Source organism: Nitratireductor sp. GZWM139, assembly GCF_030068685.1.
Classification (GTDB): Bacteria; Pseudomonadota; Alphaproteobacteria; order Rhizobiales; family Rhizobiaceae; genus Nitratireductor; species Nitratireductor aquimarinus.
The window spans coordinates 228,295-244,283 of record NZ_JAMQML010000002.1; the positions used below are offsets into that span (position 1 = coordinate 228,295).

Here is a 15,989-nt window from a genome sequence, read left to right on the forward strand (position 1 = left end):
CAAAAAAGAAAGCGGGGTGTCATTCAGATGTCGAAGAACACCGTTTCCTTCTCCCCCTGGAGATGGATGTCGAACGTGTAGACGTCGCCGTCGCGGCTGGCGATCAGCGTCGGCACGCGGTTTCGATGTTCGATCCGCGCGAGCACCGGGTCCTCGGCGTTTGCTGCCTCTTCGTCACCGAAATACAGGCGCGTCGCCAGCCCCAGATTGATGCCGCGCGCCACGATCCAGAGATTGATGTGCGGCGCCATCATGCGTCCACCGGGGAAGGGAACCGGTCCGGGCTTGATCGTCTCGAAGCGGATTTCGCCGCTTTCCATGTCGGAGGGAAACCGCCCCCAGCCGCTGAAGGCAGGGTCCGCCGCGCCGCGCGTCTCGGAAGGGGAGTTGTAAAGCCCCTCGGCGTCGGCCTGCCAGGTTTCCACCAGCGCGTCCTTCAGAACCGAGCCTGTGCCGTCAAACACGCGGATCACCACGCTGATGCGCTCGCCCTTCGTCTGGTCGCTGACGAGCGATGCGCCGAGATCTTCAGGGAAAATGCCTTCAATACCGCAGAAATTCGGCGTCAGGCCGATATGGACGTAAGGGCCGGCGGTCTGCGACGCGCTTTCCTTCAGGCGATTGAGATCCTGGGCCATCAATTGCCCTCCATGCGGTTTTCAAAAAGGGTCGAGCGGCGGCCACGCAGAACGATGTCGAACTTGTAGGCGCGCGCATCCATCGGCACGGTCGCCTCCATGTCGAGCGCCGCGATCAGCCCCTCAATGGCCCTGCGGTCGGGAATGGTGCCGACAATCGGGCATTTCCAGATCATCGGATCGCCCTCGAAATACATCTGGGTGATCAGGCGCTGCACGAAACCGTGCCCGAACACGGAGAAGTGGATATGCGCCGGCCGCCAGTCATTGATGCCGTTCGGCCAGGGATAGGCTCCCGGCATGATCGTGCGGAAGGAATAATTTCCGTCTTCGTCGGTGATGGTCCGTCCGCAGCCGCCGAAATTGGGGTCCAGCGGAGCGAGGTAGCCGTCCTTGTTGTGCCGGTAGCGGCCGCCTGCATTGGCCTGCCAGAACTCGACCAGAACATTGGGGACGGGGCGCGCATTCTCGTCCACAACCCGGCCATAGACGATGATGCGCGGTCCAATCGCGCTCTCGCCGGAGCGCGCATGGTTCAGCGTCAGGTCGTTGTCGAGCGCGCCCAGAATGCCGTGCCCGAATGTGGGTCCGGTGATCTCAGACGGCGTGTGCGGAAAGGCGATCGGCGCTTTCTGCGGCGAGCGCACGACGGATGTCTTGTAAAGCGGGGTCAGCGCTGGCGGTTGCCAGGCCCGGTCGCGCTGGAAGAAGCCGCCGGTTTCCGGTCTCTGGTTCTTCATGCCTTGTCTTCCTCCATCGCCGCAAGCGTCTGCTTGACGATCTTGATTGCATGGTTTGCCGCAGGCACGCCGGCATAGATGGCCACGTGCAGCATGGCCTCGCGCAGATCCTCCGCGCTCGCACCCGTATTTGCGGTGGCGCGCACATGCATGGCCAGTTCCTCGTCCTGCCCGAGCGCTGCCAGAAGCGCGATGGTCACCACCGAGCGCTCGCGCTTTGTCCATTCGGGCCGCGACCAGACATGTCCCCAGGCGGCTTCCGTGATGAGCGCCTGAAAAGGCTCGTCAAAGGCGGTCTTGCGGGCTTGCGCATTGTCCACCCAGGCATCGCCCAGCACCGCGCGACGCGTCTTCATGCCCTCCTTGTGTCGGGCGCTTTCTTCCTTGCTGGACATGCTATTCTCCTTGGTAGTCTGGGGCCCGACCGTAGGGTCGGGTATTCTAATGGCAGGGGATCAGAAGGGCAGGCCGACATAGTTTTCGGCGAGCATGGTAAGTGCTGCGCGCGACTGGAACAGATAGTCGAGCTCCGCATGCTGGATGCGCTGGCCGAATGTGCCCTGATCAGGGAAGCGGTGAAGCGTGCTGGTCATCCACCAGGAAAACCGCTCCGCTTTCCACACGCGGGCCAGCGCCTTCTGCGAATAGGCGTCGAGGCCGGCCGTGGATTTTTCGATGTAGTATTCTCGAAGCGCATCAAAGAGATAGCGCACGTCGCTCGCAGCGAGATTCAGGCCCTTTGCGCCGGTTGGCGGCACGATATGCGCCGCGTCGCCGGCGAGGAATAATCGGCCAAAACGCATGGGCTCGGCGACGAAGGAGCGTAACGGCGCGATGGATTTCTCGATGGAGGCGCCGGTGGTCATGTCCTCGGCGGTGGCGTCCGGCAGGCGGCGGCGGATCTCGTCCCAGAAGCGCGCATCCGTCCATTCTTCGACGCGCTCATCGGCGGCCACCTGCACATAGTAGCGGCTGCGTGTGGTGGAGCGCATGGAGCATAAGGCAAAGCCGCGCGGATGATTGGCGTAGATCAGTTCGTCGCCCACCGGCGGCACGTCGGCGATGATGCCAAGCCAGCCAAACGGGTAGATGCGCTCGAACGTCTCCAGCGCCTCATGCGGAATGGACTGCCGCGAAACGCCGTGAAACCCGTCGCAGCCAGCGATGAAATCACAGGCGATGCGGTGCGTCTGGCCGTCTTTGTCATAAGTCACGGAAGGGGTGTCGGTATCGAAACCGTGCGGCTGCACGTCCCGCGCTTCGTAGACCGTCTGCGCGCCGATGGCGTCGCGCCCGTCCATCAGATCATGAGTGACTTCGGTCTGCCCGTAGACGAGAACCCGTTTGCCGCCGGTCAGCGTGTGAAGGTCGACCCGGTGGCGGCGATTGTCGAAGGCCAGATCGAAACCGTCATGCGGCAGGCCTTCGGCCCGCATGCGTGCGCCGACGCCGGCTTCGTCCAGCATGGCGGCGGTGCCTTCCTCCAGAACGCCGGCGCGGATGCGCGAAAGCACATGCGCTCTGGATGCGCGCTCCAGAATCACATTGTCGATCCCGGCGCGCGATAAGAGCTGCCCCAATAATAACCCGGCCGGGCCGGAGCCGATGATGGCGACCTGAGTCCGCACGATGGCAATCCTCCCAATTGCATCGCGAAGAGTGGTTGTTTCCGCCGGGCGCGGCAATGGACATTTCCGGCAAACGATTGCACTATTCGCGCATCGTGCGGGAGGGGGCCGGTGCAGAGATCGATACCGAATTACAGACTTTACCAAGAAAAAACAGGCGAATCTCCTGATTTCTGGCTGCATTGCGAAACGCTCTCCGTTCGCAGTTCACTGCACAATTGGGAAATTTCGGTGCACCGCCATTCCGCGCTTTTCCAGATATTCTGGGTGACGGAGGGCGAGGGCATCATGATGGCCGAAGGACAGGCTGATCGTCCTTTTGCCGCCCCTTGCGCGCTTTTCATTCCGCCCGGCGCTGCTCATGGCTTCCGCTTTCTCGGCCAGTCCGAAGGGCTGGTGACCACGGTTCTGGCAGACCGGCTTTCCCTGCCCATCGCCGCCGACCGGACCCTTGCCGATTTCTTCGCTTCCACCCGTATCATTCCGCTGGGCGAACCTGATGCTTCCACCGGGGAGGGCGGTGCGCAGGTGGGGCGTCTCCTGCGGCGCATTCACGCCGAAAACGGGCGAAGGGACATTGGCCGCGATCTCATCCTCGATGCGCTGTTGACGGAGGTTCTGGTCTGGCTGGCGCGTCTTGGCGCAAGGGCCGGCTTGCCGAAGAAAGCCATGTCGACGCGGGACAATGCACGCATGGAGGCGCTCGATACGCTGATCGCCGCGCATTTTCGCGAGCATCGCCCGGTTGGTTTCTACGCCGGACGCGTGGGCGTCTCCGTTGCGCAGTTGAACCGCATCGCAAGACAGGAGGCCGGCGTCAGCGTTTCGCAGCTCATCGCCCGCCGCCTGCTCGATGTGGCGCGGCGTGATCTGGTGTTCACGCCAACCCCGGTGCAGGCCATCGCCTATTCGCTGGGCTTTCAGGACCCGGCCTATTTCAATCGCTTCTTCCGGCGGCAGACAGGCGCTACGCCCGGCGCGTATCGCGAGGCGGAACGTCGGCGCATGGCCGCCTGAAAGGCTCCGGTTCAGAACAAAGAAAAGGGGCCGCTTGGCCCCTTCCTTTTTTGCCTCTTCCCTGGAAAAGCATGGGTTGTGTTGTCAGCCGGGCGTCGAGCCCGGCCAGCCATCACATCGCCTTGTTGGAAATGTCGTGCGTGAATGCGCCTTCCGGCTCCTTGGTGATCACCGGATCGGAACCGCCCTGCAGCAGCGTGTCGACGGTCTGCTGGTACGCAGCTTCATCCAGCGTCGGGCTGTCGCCCAGAAGCTTGGCAATCTCGCGCGTCATGCGCTTCTGGTGCTTTTCGGTCTGCGCACCGGTCGCATCATTGTCGAGCACGATGAGCGCCGCCTCATCCGGGTTGTCCTTGGCCCACATCCAGCCCTTCATGGAGGCTTTCACGAAGCGCGCCATCCTGTCCACGAATTCAGGGTCCTGAAGCTTGTCTTCCAGCACATAGAGCCCGTCTTCGAGCGTGGCCACGCCCTCGTCCGTGTAGTTGAATACAACAATGTCGTCTTCGCTCAGCCCGGCGTCGATCACCTGCCAGTATTCATTGTAGGTCATGGCGGTGATGCAGTCGGCCTGCTTCTGCAAAAGCGGGTCGACATTGAAGCCGATTTTCTGGATGGTTACGCCGTTTTCGGAACCGTCGCGCGGCAGGTCGAGCTTCGACAGCCAGCTATAGAGCGGATATTCATTGCCGAAGAACCAGGTGCCGAGCGTCTTGCCCTTGAAGTCTTCCGGTTTTTCGATGCCGGTCTCCTTGCGGCAGACCATGGTGAGGCCAGAGCGCGCGAAAGGCTGGGCGATGTTGACCACCGGCACGCCCTTTTCGCGTGCGGCCAGTGCTGACGGGAGCCAGTCCACCATCACGTCCGCGCCGCCGCCGGCCAGCACCTGGACGGGCGCAATGTCCGGACCGCCGGGCTTGATCTCGACGTTGAGATCTTCTTCCTCGTAGAAACCCTGATCCTTGGCGACGTAGTAGCCGGCGAACTGCGCCTGCGTCACCCATTTGAGCTGCAGGGTCACGTCGTCGGCTGCAAGAGCTTGCGAAGCGGCGAGCATCAGCGCGCCGGAAAGTATGCCTGTGACTGCGTGTTTCATTTCGCTTCCCTCTTTGATTGGGCCGTTCTCCTCACGGCCGTGATTATCCACTCCTGATGGATGGATGCCAGAAGGTGACAGCGCGCTCCAGAAGCGCGACCGCACCATAGAAGAGCGAACCGGCGAGTGCGGCAACGGCAATCTCGGCCCACACCATGTCGATGTTCATGCGCCCCACCTCGGTGGAGATGCGGAACCCCATGCCCACAATGGGGGTGCCGAAGAATTCGGCGACGATGGCCCCTATCAGCGCCAGCGTGGAATTGATTTTCAGCGCGTTGAAGATAAAGGGGGCGGCCGCTGGCAGGCGCAGCTTGAAGAGCGTCTGCCAGTAGGATGATGCATAGGTGCGCATCAGGTCGCGGTCGATGGCGGTAGAGGCGGTCAGCCCCTGCACCGTGTTCACCAGCATGGGAAAGAAGGTCATGATGATCACGACGGCGGCCTTGGAGGGCCAGTCGAAGCCGAACCACATGACCATGATCGGCGCAACGCCGATGATCGGCAGCGCGGAGACGAAATTGCCCAGCGGCATCAGGCCGCGCTGCAGGAAGGGCGAGCGGTCGATGGCGATGGCCGTCAGAAAGCCCGCACAGCAGCCGATGGCGTAGCCGATCAGCACCGCTTTCAGGAAGGTCTGCTGAAAGTCCGCCCACAGGGTTGGAACGGAGGAGACCAGCCGCGCCCAGATGGCGCTTGGCGGTGTCAGAAGCACGGGCGAGATGTTGAAGCCGCGCACCAGCCCTTCCCAGACCACCAGAAGCGTGATGCCGAAAATGGCCGGGATCAGAATGCCGAGCGCGCGTTTGGCCGATGCCGAGCGCGGATTGAGCCGCGCAAGCCACTCATTGAGCGCCCAGGCCCCTGCCCAGAAAAGAAAGGCTCCCGTCAGCGCCCAGTTCATGGCTTTTCTCCCATCCGCGCCATCACCATGCGCTGGCCGATGCCCACCACGCCCACCAGAATGGCGGCGAGTGCGGCCGCCATGAAGAGGGCAGACCAGATCTGCACCGTCTGGCCGTAATAGGAGCCGGCCAGAAGCCGCGCGCCGAGGCCCGAAACAGCACCCGTCGGCAGTTCGCCGACAATCGCCCCCACAAGGCTGATCGCCACCGCCACCTTCATGGAGGTGAAGAGATAGGGAAGGGCGGCTGGCCAGCGCAGTTTCCAGAAGGTCTGTGCGCCGCTGGCATTGTAGGTCCGCATCAGGTCGAGCTGGAAGGCTTCGGGGCTGCGGAAACCCTTCACCATGCCCACCACCACGGGAAAGAAGGACAGATAGGTGGAAATCAGCGCCTTGGGCAGAAGGCCCGAGAGGCCGATGGCGTTCAGCACCACGATGATCATTGGCGCAATCGCCAGGATCGGGATCGTCTGGCTGGCGATCACCCAGGGCATTACCGATTTGTCCATCGCCCTGTTGTGCACGATGCCGACGGCCAGCAGCACGCCGAGCGCGGTGCCGATCACGAAGCCGAGCAGGGTGGAGGAGAGGGTGATCCAGGCGTGATAGAACAGGTTGCGCTTGGAGGTGAGCCGCGTGCCGACCGTGGTTTTCCAGATTTCCGCCACCACCTGATGCGGCGAGGGCAGCACGGGCCGCTCCTGCGCCATCGTATCGCGCACGAGATCGGCGGCTGTCCATTCCGTCCCCGCGCGCTCATAGGCGTCGATCTGCCATGGCGCGTTCAGATAGACGGTGAAGGCGTACCAGATCAGAACGATGACGCCGAGCACGATCAGGATCGGCAGCGTCTTGCCCTCCACCGCACGGCGAAAGAAGGGCGTTGTGGCGCCCGCCGGCGCCGTTCCCGCCGCCGCCGTCATGGCGTCACCTTTGGGGCGGGGCGCTCGCCCCTCATCCTCACCTTCTCCCCGCAGGCGGGGAGAAGGGGGCGTAGACGGCGTCGCTTCGTCCTTCTCCCCGTGCGCGGGGAGAAGGTGCCGGCAGGCGGATGAGGGGCAGCGCTGGCGGTGGACATTTTCCTAGTCATCGCCATGCCCCGCTCTCAGCCCATCGCGCACCCGGTGTGCGATCTCCAGAAACTCCGGTGTTTCGCGGATGTCGAGCGGCCGCTCCCTTGGCAGGGGCGAAACGATCACGTCCGTCACGCGGCCGGGCCGTGGCGACATGACGACGATGCGCGTCGACAGATAAACCGCCTCCGGTATCGAGTGTGTCACGAAGCCGATTGTCTTGCCGGTGCGCGCCCACAGTTCGAGAAGCTGCTCGTTCAGATGGTCGCGCACGATCTCGTCGAGCGCGCCAAACGGCTCGTCCATGAGAAGAAGGTCGGCGTCAAACGCCAGCGCCCGCGCAATCGAGGCGCGTTGCTGCATGCCGCCGGAGAGCTGCCAGGGGAACTTCTTCTCAAAGCCCGCAAGGTTCACCAGATCGAGCGTGCGGTGCACGCGCTCCTTCTGCTCCGCCCGCGAATAGCCCATGATCTCCAGCGGCAGGGCGACATTCTGCTCGATGGTGCGCCAGGGAAAGAGCCCCGCCGCCTGAAACACGTAGCCATAGGCCCGCTTGCGGCGGGCCTCTTCCGGCGTCATCCCGTTGACGAGGATCTCGCCGGCGGTCGGCTGCTCCAAATCGGCGATCACGCGCAGAAACGTGGTCTTGCCGCAGCCCGATGGGCCGATGAAGGAGACGAACTCGCCCTTGTTGATGGTCAGGTCCACATCGGCGAGCGCGCGCACCGGCCCGTCATTGGTCTCGAAGGTGAGGCCAAGCCCCTTGGCTTCCACGACGGGCTGGCTGGTTTGAGGGGAGGACGCTTCCTGGCGAATGGCTGGGTTGGCGTTCACTGGATCCGTACCCCCTTAAACGCCGCTTGCCGGAATGCCCGTCCGCTCCACCCTGCGTGGCGCGGTCACCTCCTTCCATTGCGACAGCGCCCTGTTCACCGCCATATGCGGTTCGCGCGCCACGAATTTTCCGTGGCCCGGCTTCGCTTTGACCACGCCATCCTCGACCACGATCTCGCCGCGCGACAGAACGGTTTTCGGCAGGCCCTTCACCTCGATGCCCTCGAACACATTGTAATCGATGGCCGATTGCTGGCTCTTTGCCGAAATCGTCTTCGTGGCTTCCGGATCCCAGATCACGATGTCCGCGTCCGCGCCTTCAACGATCGCGCCCTTCCGCGGATACATGTTGAGGATTTTCGCAATGTTGGTGGAGGTGACGGCGACGAACTCGTTCATGGTCAGCCGCCCGGTGTTGACCCCGCGTGTCCAGAGCACCGGCATGCGGTCTTCCAGTCCGCCCGTGCCGTTCGGGATTTTTGTGAAATCGCCCACGCCATAGCGTTTCTGCTCGGTGGAGAAGGCGCAATGGTCGGTCGCCACCACCTGTAACGAGCCTGCCTGCAACCCCGCCCACAGTGAATCCTGATGCTGCTTGTTGCGGAAGGGCGGGCTCATCACCCGCCGCGCCGCATGGTCCCAGTCGGCATTGGCATATTCGCTTTCGTCCAGCACCAGATGCTGGATCAGCGGTTCGCCGTAAACGCGCATGCCCTTCTGCCGCGCCCGGCGGATCGCCTCATGGCTCTGTTCACAGGACGTGTGCACCACATAAAGCGGCGTGCCCGCCATGTCGGCGATCATGATGGCGCGGTTTGTGGCCTCGCCCTCCACTTCGGGCGGGCGCGAATAGGCGTGCGCCTCCGGCCCGTTATTGCCTTCCTCCATCAGCTTTGCCTGAAGCTGCGCGACCACATCGCCATTCTCGGCATGAACGAGCGGCAGCGCGCCAATCTCGGCGCAGCGCTGGAACGACGAATACATCTCGTCATCGTCCACCATCAGCGCGCCCTTGTAGGCCATGAAGTGCTTGAAGGAGGTGATGCCCTTTTCCACCACCTGCGGCATCTCGTTGAAAACCTGCTCGCCCCACCAGGTGATCGCCATGTGGAAGGAATAGTCGCAGGTCGCCCGGGTCGACTTGTTATCCCACATCTGGATGGCTTCCAGCAGAGACTGGCCGGGCGAGGGCAGGCAGAAATCCACCACCATGGTGGTGCCGCCGGAAACGGCGGCGCGTGTTCCGCTTTCGAAATCGTCGCTTGAATAAGTGCCCATGAAGGGCATTTCGAGATGGGTGTGCGGGTCGATCCCGCCCGGCATCACATAGCAGCCGGTGGCGTCGATCTCGTGATCGCCATGTAGATCGTGGCCGATCGCCACGATCTTGTCATGCTGCACGAGAATGTCGGCCTTCCACGTCCGGTCGGCCGTGACGATGGTTCCGTTTCTGATGACCTTGGACATGAGTTTCCCCTCTTATTGTGTTGTCCTCGGCGGATATGCAGGATCGTCAGATCATTCGACGATCTCCGCCGTTTCCACCACGGCATGGAACAGGACATCCGCGCCGCCCTGCGCCCACTCCTTCGTGATCTCTTCCGCTTCATTGTGCGAAAGCCCGTCGACGCAGGGGCACATCACCATGGCGGTCGGCGCCACGCGGTTGATCCAGCAGGCGTCGTGACCGGCGCCCGAAACGATGTCGCGATGCGAATAGCCAAGCCGTTCGGCGGCGTCGCGGATCGCCTTCACGCAGCCCTCGTCAAAGGTGACCGGGGCGAAATGGCCGACCGGCTCGATCTCGAACTTGATGTCGAGCGCGTCGCAGATGGTTTCGATGCCCGCCTCGATCTTCGCGCGCATCCTGTTCAGCGTCTTCTCGTCGGGCGAGCGGATGTCTACGGTGAACACCGTCTTGCCCGGAATGACGTTGCGGGAATTGGGATAGACCTCCACATGGCCGATGGCGCCCACGGCGTTCGGCTGGTAGTCCATCGCCACTTCATGCACCAGCTCCGTTACCCGCGCCATGCCGAGCCCGGCATTGCGGCGCTTTGGCATCGGCGTCGAGCCGGTGTGGCTCTCCTTGCCGGTCAGCGTCACCTGCAGCCACCACAGGCCCTGCCCATGGGTAACGACGCCGATATCGACGAATTCGTCTTCAAGGATTGGGCCCTGCTCGATGTGCAGTTCGAAGAAGGCCTTCATCTTGCGCTGGCCAACGGGCTCGTCGCCCTTCCAGCCGATGCGCTCCAGCTCGTCGCCGAAGCGCTTGCCTTCCGCATCCGTGCGGTCATAGGCCCAGTCGCGCTCATGCACGCCGGCAAACACGCCCGACGCCAGCATGGCCGGGGCGAAGCGCGTGCCTTCCTCATTGGTCCAGTTGGTCACCACGACGGGGTGCTTGGTCTTGATGCCCAGATCGTTCATCGAGCGGATGACTTCGAGCCCGCCCAGAACGCCGAGTACACCGTCATACTTGCCGCCCGTCGGCTGGGTGTCGAGATGCGAGCCCACATAGACGGGCAGGGCGTCCGGGTCGGTGCCTGCGCGCGTTGCGAACATGGTGCCCATTTCGTCCACGCCCATTTCGAGCCCGGCTTCCTCGCACCATTTCTGAAAGAGCCTGCGGCCTTCGCCGTCTTCGTCCGTCAGTGTCTGGCGGTTGTTGCCGCCGGCCACACCGGGCCCGATCTTCGCCATCTCCATGAGTGAATCCCAGAGGCGGTCGGCGTTGATCTTTAAGTTCTCGCCCGGTGCGGCCATGTTGCGTATTCCCTTACTTCAATTCGACTTCGACGAACGACATCGGTTTGTCGCCGCCATTGATGACATTGTGCTCCACGCCCTCGTCGCGGCGGTAGGAAACGCCCGCTTCAAGGTTGTTGTGCACGGTTTCGCCGCCCGGCATTTCCAGATGGAAAGCGCAGGGCGTGAGCGTGGTGATGACATAGTCCATGCCATGGCGGTGCCAGCCGGTCTCCGCCCCCGGCGCGAAATCCCAGCGGGTCACGCGCACGCGCTCGTCTTCGATCAGCACCTCATGGGTGGCCTTTTCGCGTTCCGTCGCCATATCAGTCAATCATCCTCAAAACGTCGCGCAGATTGTCGATCAGTTCGTCGATCTGGCCGCGGGAGATGATCAGCGGCGGCGAAAGCGCGATGATGTCGCCCGTCGTGCGGATCAGGAACCCGCGCTCATAGGCCTTGAGGAAGGCCGAGAAGGCGCGTTTGGTCGGTTCGCCGGGAATACTCTCCAGCTCCACCGCGCCGACAAGGCCGATATTGCGAATGTCGATCACATGCGGCTCGCCCTTGAGCGAATGCAGCGCATCGGCCCAGTGGTCGGCAAGCTCCGAGGCGCGCGTGAGCAGCCCCTCTTCCTGATAGGTGTCGAGCGTCGCCAGACCCGCCGCACAGGCAATCGGATTGCCCGAATAGGTGTAGCCGTGGAAGAACTCGATCAGGTGCTCCGGCCCGTTCATGAAGGCGTCGTGGATTTCCTTCTTCACGAACACCGCGCCCATCGGGATGACGCCGTTGGTCACGCCCTTGGCGGTGGTCATGATGTCCGGCACCACGCCGAAATAATCCGCAGCAAACGGCGCGCCGAGGCGGCCGAAACCGGTGATGACCTCATCGAAGATCAAGAGGATGCCGTGCTTGTCGCAGATGTCGCGCAGGCGCTTCAGATAGCCCTTCGGCGGGATCAGAACACCCGTCGAACCGGCCACCGGCTCGACGATCACCGCTGCCACCGTCGAGGCGTCATGCAGCGCAACGATGCGCTCCAGCTCGTCCGCCAGATCGCCGCCATGCTCCGGCTCGCCGCGCGTGAACGCGTTTTCGCCGGGCAGATGCGTGTGCGGCATGTGGTCGACGCCCGTCAAAAGCGTGCCGAACATCTTGCGGTTGGACACGATGCCGCCCACCGAAATGCCGCCGAAATTCACGCCATGATAGCCGCGCTCGCGGCCGATCAGGCGGAAGCGCGAGCCGTCGCCCTTCACCCGGTGATAGGCAAGCGCGATCTTCAGCGCCGTGTCGACGCTCTCCGAGCCCGAATTGGTGAAGAACACATGGTCCATGCCCTCCGGGGCCATCGCGGCCAGCCGGTTGGCGAATTCAAACGCGATGGGATGGCCCATCTGGAAGGCGGGCGCATAGTCCAGCTCTGCGGCCTGCTTCTGAATGGCCTCGGTGATCTTCGGCCGGCAGTGCCCGGCGTTCACGCACCACAGCCCCGCCGTGCCATCCATGATCTTGCGGCCGTCCTCGGCCGTGAAGTGCATGTCCTTGGCTGCGACCAGCATCCGTGGCGTTTCCTTGAACTGCCGGTTCGCAGTGAACGGCATCCAGAACGCGGATAGGTCATTCGGCCTCTTGTTTTGCCTGTCGAGCATGACCAAGCTTCCCCTGATTGTTTGTTGCGCTCGGCTTATCCCGGTCAATGCTTGGTAGTTCGCACATAGTTATGCTACGAAATTTTTGACCGTTTGGACAAACGTTAACACCGCCATGTGGGCGGTCAAGAGTATAGTAGGGGAAATGTCCTTGCGCCGGCGCATTCCACAGTGGACTAATCGGCTGGACCAGAAGCGCCGTTTACACGGCCTTGATGGCCCCCGTCACACGCGCGCAACCGACCCCGCAGCCCATGGAGCGACGGCCTGATGGACGAGCCCGCTCCCCGCCCCAAACGCACCCGCATCCAGCGCGAGAAACGCGAGCTGATCGGCGAGGCGGCGCTCGAGGTTTTTTCCAGGCACGGTTTCCGTGGTTCGACCATCGATCAGATCGCCGATGAGGCGGGCATGTCGAAGCCCAATCTCCTTTATTATTTCAAGAACAAGGAGGAGATTTTTACGACCCTGATTCAGCGTCTCATGGAGACATGGCTCGCCCCCTTGCGCGCCATGGATGCGGCGGGCGATCCACAGTCGGAAATCCGCTCCTACATCCGCCGCAAGATGGAGATGTCGCGCGACTTTCCGCGCGAGAGCCGGCTTTTCGCCAATGAGATCCTGCAGGGCGCGCCGCGCATCCTTCCGCTGCTTGAGGGCGAGCTCAGGGAACTGGTGGACGAGAAGGCGGCGGTCATCGCCGCATGGATGCGCGAGGGAAAGCTAAAGAAGAGCGACCCCTACCACTTCATCTTCGCCATCTGGGCGACCACCCAGCACTACGCCGATTTCGACGTTCAGGTACGCGCCGTTCTGGGCGAAAAGCGCGGCGGCGAGGGCCGTTTCGAGGATGCCGCGCGGTTCCTGGAAGGGTTGTTTTTGGAGTAAGTAACGGCAAGATTGCGATAGCAGATTTTGCATCGTTTTTTTGCCAAGGGGGATTTGGACTTGAATTTTTGCAAAGCGGGTATTTGGGAGGATGTTGTTAAATCCTCTCAGGGCGATTTGTTCGACATTGATTTTCTTCTTGGGGCAGGAGCTGATTTTCGAGAGCAGTATAGTGGGGCGAAACCCGTTTCCTGGCCGAACATTCCCGCTGATGTTGCCAAATTTGAGCAGGGAAAGGCTGACGACATCTGCGCCGGCTACGATATGCCGATCACCTTTACGCCGGATAATTGGAATGGGTGCTTTTTTGCGCTGATCGCGCAGGATCCTTTGAGAAAACCGCTTGAAGGCAAGGGCAAGCGACAGTTCACTCTGGCAACCCCTTGGGGTTTCAGTAACCCGGAGGCACCAAAAGCCGCTCACAACGGCAAGCTCTGGCCGTCAGTCGAAGCGATCTGTCGTTCCGGTCATGGCGTCTATCTCACCGATGCCTCGAAAATCTACATCCATCCGAAGAACAGCCTCAAAACTGCCGAGACCCGGGCGCTTGAAGAGGTGGTCTTCAAGAAGGAGATGGAAGCGGTCAAACCCGTCCATGTGGTGGTCTTTGGTCGTGAGGCGGAAGCTTCAATCCGTGCGCTTGGTGTGTCCAACTACGACTACCATCCGCATATCTCTGCATGGGGAAAGCAGAAGTCCCACTACGGTACGGAAAACGAAACCCATGCGGTAATCGCAGGAGCCCTGATGGCGCAGATCGCTCGCAACAGCGGTGTCGAACTCAGCTGACCCGAGCCTTCCCCGAAGAGGCTGGCTGGATGGTTTCAGCCAGCCTTGCTCGGATACGATGAGGCGCGTTGCCTCTGCGCCGCACAGCTGTTAAACGCCCGGTCCCAACTCAACCGGAGCACTCACATGCGGCCTGCACTCAGGGCGAAAGCCATCGCGATCTGCGAAGAGAAAATCGCGAAGAAGGGTGAGGGCGTCGGGCTCTCTTTCTATGCCTTCTTCGCCAATAAAAATGACGACCCCGAGCTTCTCATGGAAGCAGCGGAATGGTGGATCAGGACGCACGCGCTCGATCATTTCGAAAAGGCGGTGAAGATCCGCGACATGATCCGGTCCGGCAAATAACCAGCTGTCTTTCAAAGCGGTTCGTCTGACCGGTGCATTCCATTTGCGCCGGTCAGTCCCCATATTGGGGGCATCCGAGTTTCAACCGTTCGAGACAGGCCATGCGTTTTTCCCTCCCGACCCTTGCCGCGTCATTCATCGCGTCCGTTTTCATCGCAGCTCCCGCATCCGCCGAGCAGGTGGGCGAAATCGGTGTCGACTGGCTCGGCAACGACATCATCACCGAAGCCGTCAATGACCCGAAAGTGGAGGGCGTGACCTGTCACGTCACTTATTTCGATCGCGGCGTGATCGACCGTTTGCAGAAGGGCAACTGGTTCGAGGACCCGTCCAACTCCTCCATCTCCTGCCGCCAGACCGGTCCCATCGTCATTGGCGATATCGAGATGGATGACGGTGGCGAAGAAGTGTTCAAGCAGCGCCAGTCGCTCATCTGGAAGTCGGTCGTCGTCAAGCGCATCTATGATGAGGCCAACGACACGCTGATCTATCTGTCCCACGCCCGCCAGGTGCAGGACGGTTCGGCCAAGATGGCGATCTCCACCGTGCCGCTCTACGGGCAGGATGCGGTCTGGAAAGAGGGGGAATAGTCTTCTCTGCTGGTGCGAAGCGGGCGCAACGCGTTTCGCCCGCTTTCGCCTCGTTTTCGCATCCTCAGACCGCGCGTGGCCTGTCGTAAGGGCACCACCAGTAAGCCCTGTGAATGCAGTTTCCCTGTCCATCGCCGAAGGCGTGGTAGGTGCGTTTGAAGCGCTTTTCGTCAATGCCGAAAAGGGCCGCCACGTCTGCGATCTGGAAATCGTTGAGGCCGGCTTTCGCCAGATCTCCAAAGTAGATTTTCGAGACGAAGCCGTTCTCGTCGAAGTCCAGGCAATGCCTGAAAAACGAGATTTCCTCATTGCTCAGGATCGAAAGGTGCGATGTGTCGAGCTTCTGGTCGTCCCCGCAGAACTCGTCGAAATCTTCAAGTGACCTGATCATGACTTTCCTCCACAGCGTAATTGCAGCGAGAATTGCCGGATCAGGCTACTTTAATTCCGATTGATCTGTCACTCGAAATAAAACGCAGAGCCTTGGAAGTTTAGCCGTCAAGATAAGCGTAGGCGCCGGTTGCCGTGAAGGCGAGGCGTGCGTCGCCTTCGGCGCGCATCTCCACCCGCACATAGGCCATGCGCCGTCCATTCGACAGCACCTCGACGCGGATCGCCACGGGGCCGGGTTTCAGCGGGCGAATGAAATGCGTCGTCATGTCCACCGTCGTGCAGGTGCGGAAGCGGCCATTGGCGGCGGAAAGCGCTGCCACCGCGCAGGTGTCGGCGGCGGAAGCCGTTGCCTGCCCGCAGATCACGCCGCCCGCATGCGCAAGGTCCCGGTTTTCCGGCAGGCGGAAGTCCACGCCCGTTTCGTCCGCTGCGAGCGCCTCGATCTCAAGCGCTGCAATCCACGGTGCGAAAACCGTTGCAAGCGTGTCGCGCGCGGCCGTCAGCGCGTTCTTTTCGATCGCCGTTTCGCTCATCATTCCTCCCGTCGCCAAAAAGCGTTACAAAATATTGCAAGTTTCAAGCTTTTTTGTTACACGTTTTCTGTGAGGGCATGTTCCCCCGCCCTGAGCCGCCGCAAGCATGGAGGAC

General features: G+C 61.8%; 19 protein-coding genes. 5 read left to right on the top strand and 14 right to left on the bottom strand.

The window, feature by feature from the left end:
- Nucleotides 1-23: 23 nt before the first annotated feature.
- From pcaG to pobA, 4 genes are read right to left on the bottom strand one after another with little or no spacing between them, the layout of a single operon-like run.
- Nucleotides 24-638, bottom strand: a complete 615-nt coding sequence (gene pcaG / locus NDI72_RS03500) for a protocatechuate 3,4-dioxygenase subunit alpha (RefSeq protein ID WP_206554183.1) — start codon at nucleotides 636-638, stop codon at nucleotides 24-26.
- The gene (gene pcaH / locus NDI72_RS03505; protein ID WP_283799617.1) at nucleotides 638-1,378 is read right to left on the bottom strand and encodes a protocatechuate 3,4-dioxygenase subunit beta; all 741 of its coding nucleotides are present in this window, start codon (nucleotides 1,376-1,378) and stop codon (nucleotides 638-640) included. The genes pcaG and pcaH overlap by 1 nt, the downstream gene beginning before the upstream one ends.
- Entirely contained in the window at nucleotides 1,375-1,773 is a 399-nt protein-coding gene (gene pcaC / locus NDI72_RS03510) for a 4-carboxymuconolactone decarboxylase (RefSeq protein ID WP_283799618.1), read from the bottom strand. The genes pcaH and pcaC overlap by 4 nt, the downstream gene beginning before the upstream one ends.
- 60 nt (nucleotides 1,774-1,833) lie before the next feature.
- On the bottom strand, nucleotides 1,834-3,006 hold the full coding sequence (pobA, locus tag NDI72_RS03515) for a 4-hydroxybenzoate 3-monooxygenase (protein WP_283799619.1): 1,173 nt from the start codon (nucleotides 3,004-3,006) through the stop codon (nucleotides 1,834-1,836).
- 231 nt (nucleotides 3,007-3,237) lie between these two features.
- Between pobA and NDI72_RS03520 the strand changes: the two genes are divergently transcribed.
- Nucleotides 3,238-4,023 carry a helix-turn-helix domain-containing protein gene (locus NDI72_RS03520; protein ID WP_283799620.1) on the top strand — a complete coding sequence of 262 codons (786 nt, stop codon included), beginning with the start codon at nucleotides 3,238-3,240 and terminating at the stop codon, nucleotides 4,021-4,023.
- Nucleotides 4,024-4,135: 112 nt separating this feature from the next.
- Here NDI72_RS03520 and NDI72_RS03525 read toward each other — a convergent pair whose 3' ends face one another.
- The 8 genes from NDI72_RS03525 to aptA form a co-directional block, all read right to left on the bottom strand.
- Nucleotides 4,136-5,119 carry an ABC transporter substrate-binding protein gene (locus NDI72_RS03525; RefSeq protein WP_283799621.1) on the bottom strand — a complete coding sequence of 328 codons (984 nt, stop codon included), beginning with the start codon at nucleotides 5,117-5,119 and terminating at the stop codon, nucleotides 4,136-4,138.
- A 43-nt stretch (nucleotides 5,120-5,162) separates the two neighbouring features.
- The gene (locus NDI72_RS03530) at nucleotides 5,163-6,023 is read right to left on the bottom strand and encodes an ABC transporter permease (RefSeq protein ID WP_283799623.1); all 861 of its coding nucleotides are present in this window, start codon (nucleotides 6,021-6,023) and stop codon (nucleotides 5,163-5,165) included.
- Nucleotides 6,020-6,946 (bottom strand): ABC transporter permease, encoded by a 927-nt coding sequence (locus NDI72_RS03535; protein ID WP_283799625.1) that lies wholly within the window; start codon nucleotides 6,944-6,946, stop codon nucleotides 6,020-6,022. The genes NDI72_RS03530 and NDI72_RS03535 overlap by 4 nt, the downstream gene beginning before the upstream one ends.
- Nucleotides 6,947-7,105: 159 nt before the next feature.
- The gene (locus tag NDI72_RS03540) at nucleotides 7,106-7,930 is read right to left on the bottom strand and encodes an ABC transporter ATP-binding protein (protein WP_113155686.1); all 825 of its coding nucleotides are present in this window, start codon (nucleotides 7,928-7,930) and stop codon (nucleotides 7,106-7,108) included.
- Nucleotides 7,931-7,945: 15 nt separating this feature from the next.
- The gene (gene hydA, locus NDI72_RS03545; RefSeq protein WP_283799626.1) at nucleotides 7,946-9,397 is read right to left on the bottom strand and encodes a dihydropyrimidinase; all 1,452 of its coding nucleotides are present in this window, start codon (nucleotides 9,395-9,397) and stop codon (nucleotides 7,946-7,948) included.
- Between the two features lie 51 nt (nucleotides 9,398-9,448).
- The gene (locus tag NDI72_RS03550) at nucleotides 9,449-10,699 is read right to left on the bottom strand and encodes a Zn-dependent hydrolase (RefSeq protein ID WP_113155684.1); all 1,251 of its coding nucleotides are present in this window, start codon (nucleotides 10,697-10,699) and stop codon (nucleotides 9,449-9,451) included.
- A 13-nt stretch (nucleotides 10,700-10,712) separates the two neighbouring features.
- Nucleotides 10,713-11,006 (bottom strand): cupin domain-containing protein, encoded by a 294-nt coding sequence (locus NDI72_RS03555; protein ID WP_090327048.1) that lies wholly within the window; start codon nucleotides 11,004-11,006, stop codon nucleotides 10,713-10,715.
- A 1-nt stretch (nucleotide 11,007) separates the two neighbouring features.
- On the bottom strand, nucleotides 11,008-12,336 hold the full coding sequence (gene aptA / locus NDI72_RS03560) for an omega-aminotransferase AptA (RefSeq protein WP_113155683.1): 1,329 nt from the start codon (nucleotides 12,334-12,336) through the stop codon (nucleotides 11,008-11,010).
- 270 nt (nucleotides 12,337-12,606) lie between these two features.
- Between aptA and NDI72_RS03565 the strand changes: the two genes are divergently transcribed.
- The 4 genes from NDI72_RS03565 (at nucleotide 12,607) to NDI72_RS03580 (ending at nucleotide 14,948) form a co-directional block, all read left to right on the top strand.
- A complete protein-coding gene (locus tag NDI72_RS03565; protein WP_283799628.1) occupies nucleotides 12,607-13,224 on the top strand; it encodes a TetR family transcriptional regulator C-terminal domain-containing protein in 618 nt (205 codons plus the stop codon).
- A 27-nt stretch (nucleotides 13,225-13,251) separates the two neighbouring features.
- Nucleotides 13,252-14,013 (top strand): hypothetical protein, encoded by a 762-nt coding sequence (locus NDI72_RS03570; protein ID WP_283799629.1) that lies wholly within the window; start codon nucleotides 13,252-13,254, stop codon nucleotides 14,011-14,013.
- Between the two features lie 126 nt (nucleotides 14,014-14,139).
- Entirely contained in the window at nucleotides 14,140-14,358 is a 219-nt protein-coding gene (locus NDI72_RS03575) for a DUF6500 family protein (RefSeq protein WP_065814918.1), read from the top strand.
- Nucleotides 14,359-14,459: 101 nt separating this feature from the next.
- Nucleotides 14,460-14,948, top strand: a complete 489-nt coding sequence (locus NDI72_RS03580; RefSeq protein WP_283799631.1) for a CreA family protein — start codon at nucleotides 14,460-14,462, stop codon at nucleotides 14,946-14,948.
- A 64-nt stretch (nucleotides 14,949-15,012) separates the two neighbouring features.
- On the opposite strand, the gene NDI72_RS03585 is transcribed toward NDI72_RS03580, so the two are convergent.
- Complete coding sequence (locus NDI72_RS03585) at nucleotides 15,013-15,339, bottom strand: hypothetical protein (RefSeq protein WP_113155680.1); 327 nt, start codon at nucleotides 15,337-15,339, stop codon at nucleotides 15,013-15,015.
- A 100-nt stretch (nucleotides 15,340-15,439) separates the two neighbouring features.
- Nucleotides 15,440-15,874 (bottom strand): PaaI family thioesterase, encoded by a 435-nt coding sequence (locus tag NDI72_RS03590; RefSeq protein WP_206543916.1) that lies wholly within the window; start codon nucleotides 15,872-15,874, stop codon nucleotides 15,440-15,442.
- Between the last annotated feature and the right edge of the window lie 115 nt (nucleotides 15,875-15,989).

Excerpts from the sequence above, each read along its gene's own strand:
- pcaG (WP_206554183.1), bottom strand. The coding sequence starts at position 638 with ATGGCCCAGGATCTCAATCGCCTGAAGGAAAGCGCGTCGCAGACCGCC.
- pcaH (WP_283799617.1), bottom strand. The coding sequence starts at position 1,378 with ATGAAGAACCAGAGACCGGAAACCGGCGGCTTCTTCCAGCGCGACCGG.
- pcaC (WP_283799618.1), bottom strand. The coding sequence starts at position 1,773 with ATGTCCAGCAAGGAAGAAAGCGCCCGACACAAGGAGGGCATGAAGACG.
- NDI72_RS03525 (WP_283799621.1), bottom strand. The coding sequence starts at position 5,119 with ATGAAACACGCAGTCACAGGCATACTTTCCGGCGCGCTGATGCTCGCC.
- NDI72_RS03530 (WP_283799623.1), bottom strand. The coding sequence starts at position 6,023 with ATGAACTGGGCGCTGACGGGAGCCTTTCTTTTCTGGGCAGGGGCCTGG.
- NDI72_RS03535 (WP_283799625.1), bottom strand. The coding sequence starts at position 6,946 with ATGACGGCGGCGGCGGGAACGGCGCCGGCGGGCGCCACAACGCCCTTC.
- hydA (WP_283799626.1), bottom strand. The coding sequence starts at position 9,397 with ATGTCCAAGGTCATCAGAAACGGAACCATCGTCACGGCCGACCGGACG.
- NDI72_RS03550 (WP_113155684.1), bottom strand. The coding sequence starts at position 10,699 with ATGGCCGCACCGGGCGAGAACTTAAAGATCAACGCCGACCGCCTCTGG.
- NDI72_RS03555 (WP_090327048.1), bottom strand. The coding sequence starts at position 11,006 with ATGGCGACGGAACGCGAAAAGGCCACCCATGAGGTGCTGATCGAAGAC.
- aptA (WP_113155683.1), bottom strand. The coding sequence starts at position 12,336 with ATGCTCGACAGGCAAAACAAGAGGCCGAATGACCTATCCGCGTTCTGG.
- NDI72_RS03565 (WP_283799628.1), top strand. The coding sequence starts at position 12,607 with ATGGACGAGCCCGCTCCCCGCCCCAAACGCACCCGCATCCAGCGCGAG.
- NDI72_RS03575 (WP_065814918.1), top strand. The coding sequence starts at position 14,140 with ATGCGGCCTGCACTCAGGGCGAAAGCCATCGCGATCTGCGAAGAGAAA.
- NDI72_RS03580 (WP_283799631.1), top strand. The coding sequence starts at position 14,460 with ATGCGTTTTTCCCTCCCGACCCTTGCCGCGTCATTCATCGCGTCCGTT.
- NDI72_RS03585 (WP_113155680.1), bottom strand. The coding sequence starts at position 15,339 with ATGATCAGGTCACTTGAAGATTTCGACGAGTTCTGCGGGGACGACCAG.
- NDI72_RS03590 (WP_206543916.1), bottom strand. The coding sequence starts at position 15,874 with ATGAGCGAAACGGCGATCGAAAAGAACGCGCTGACGGCCGCGCGCGAC.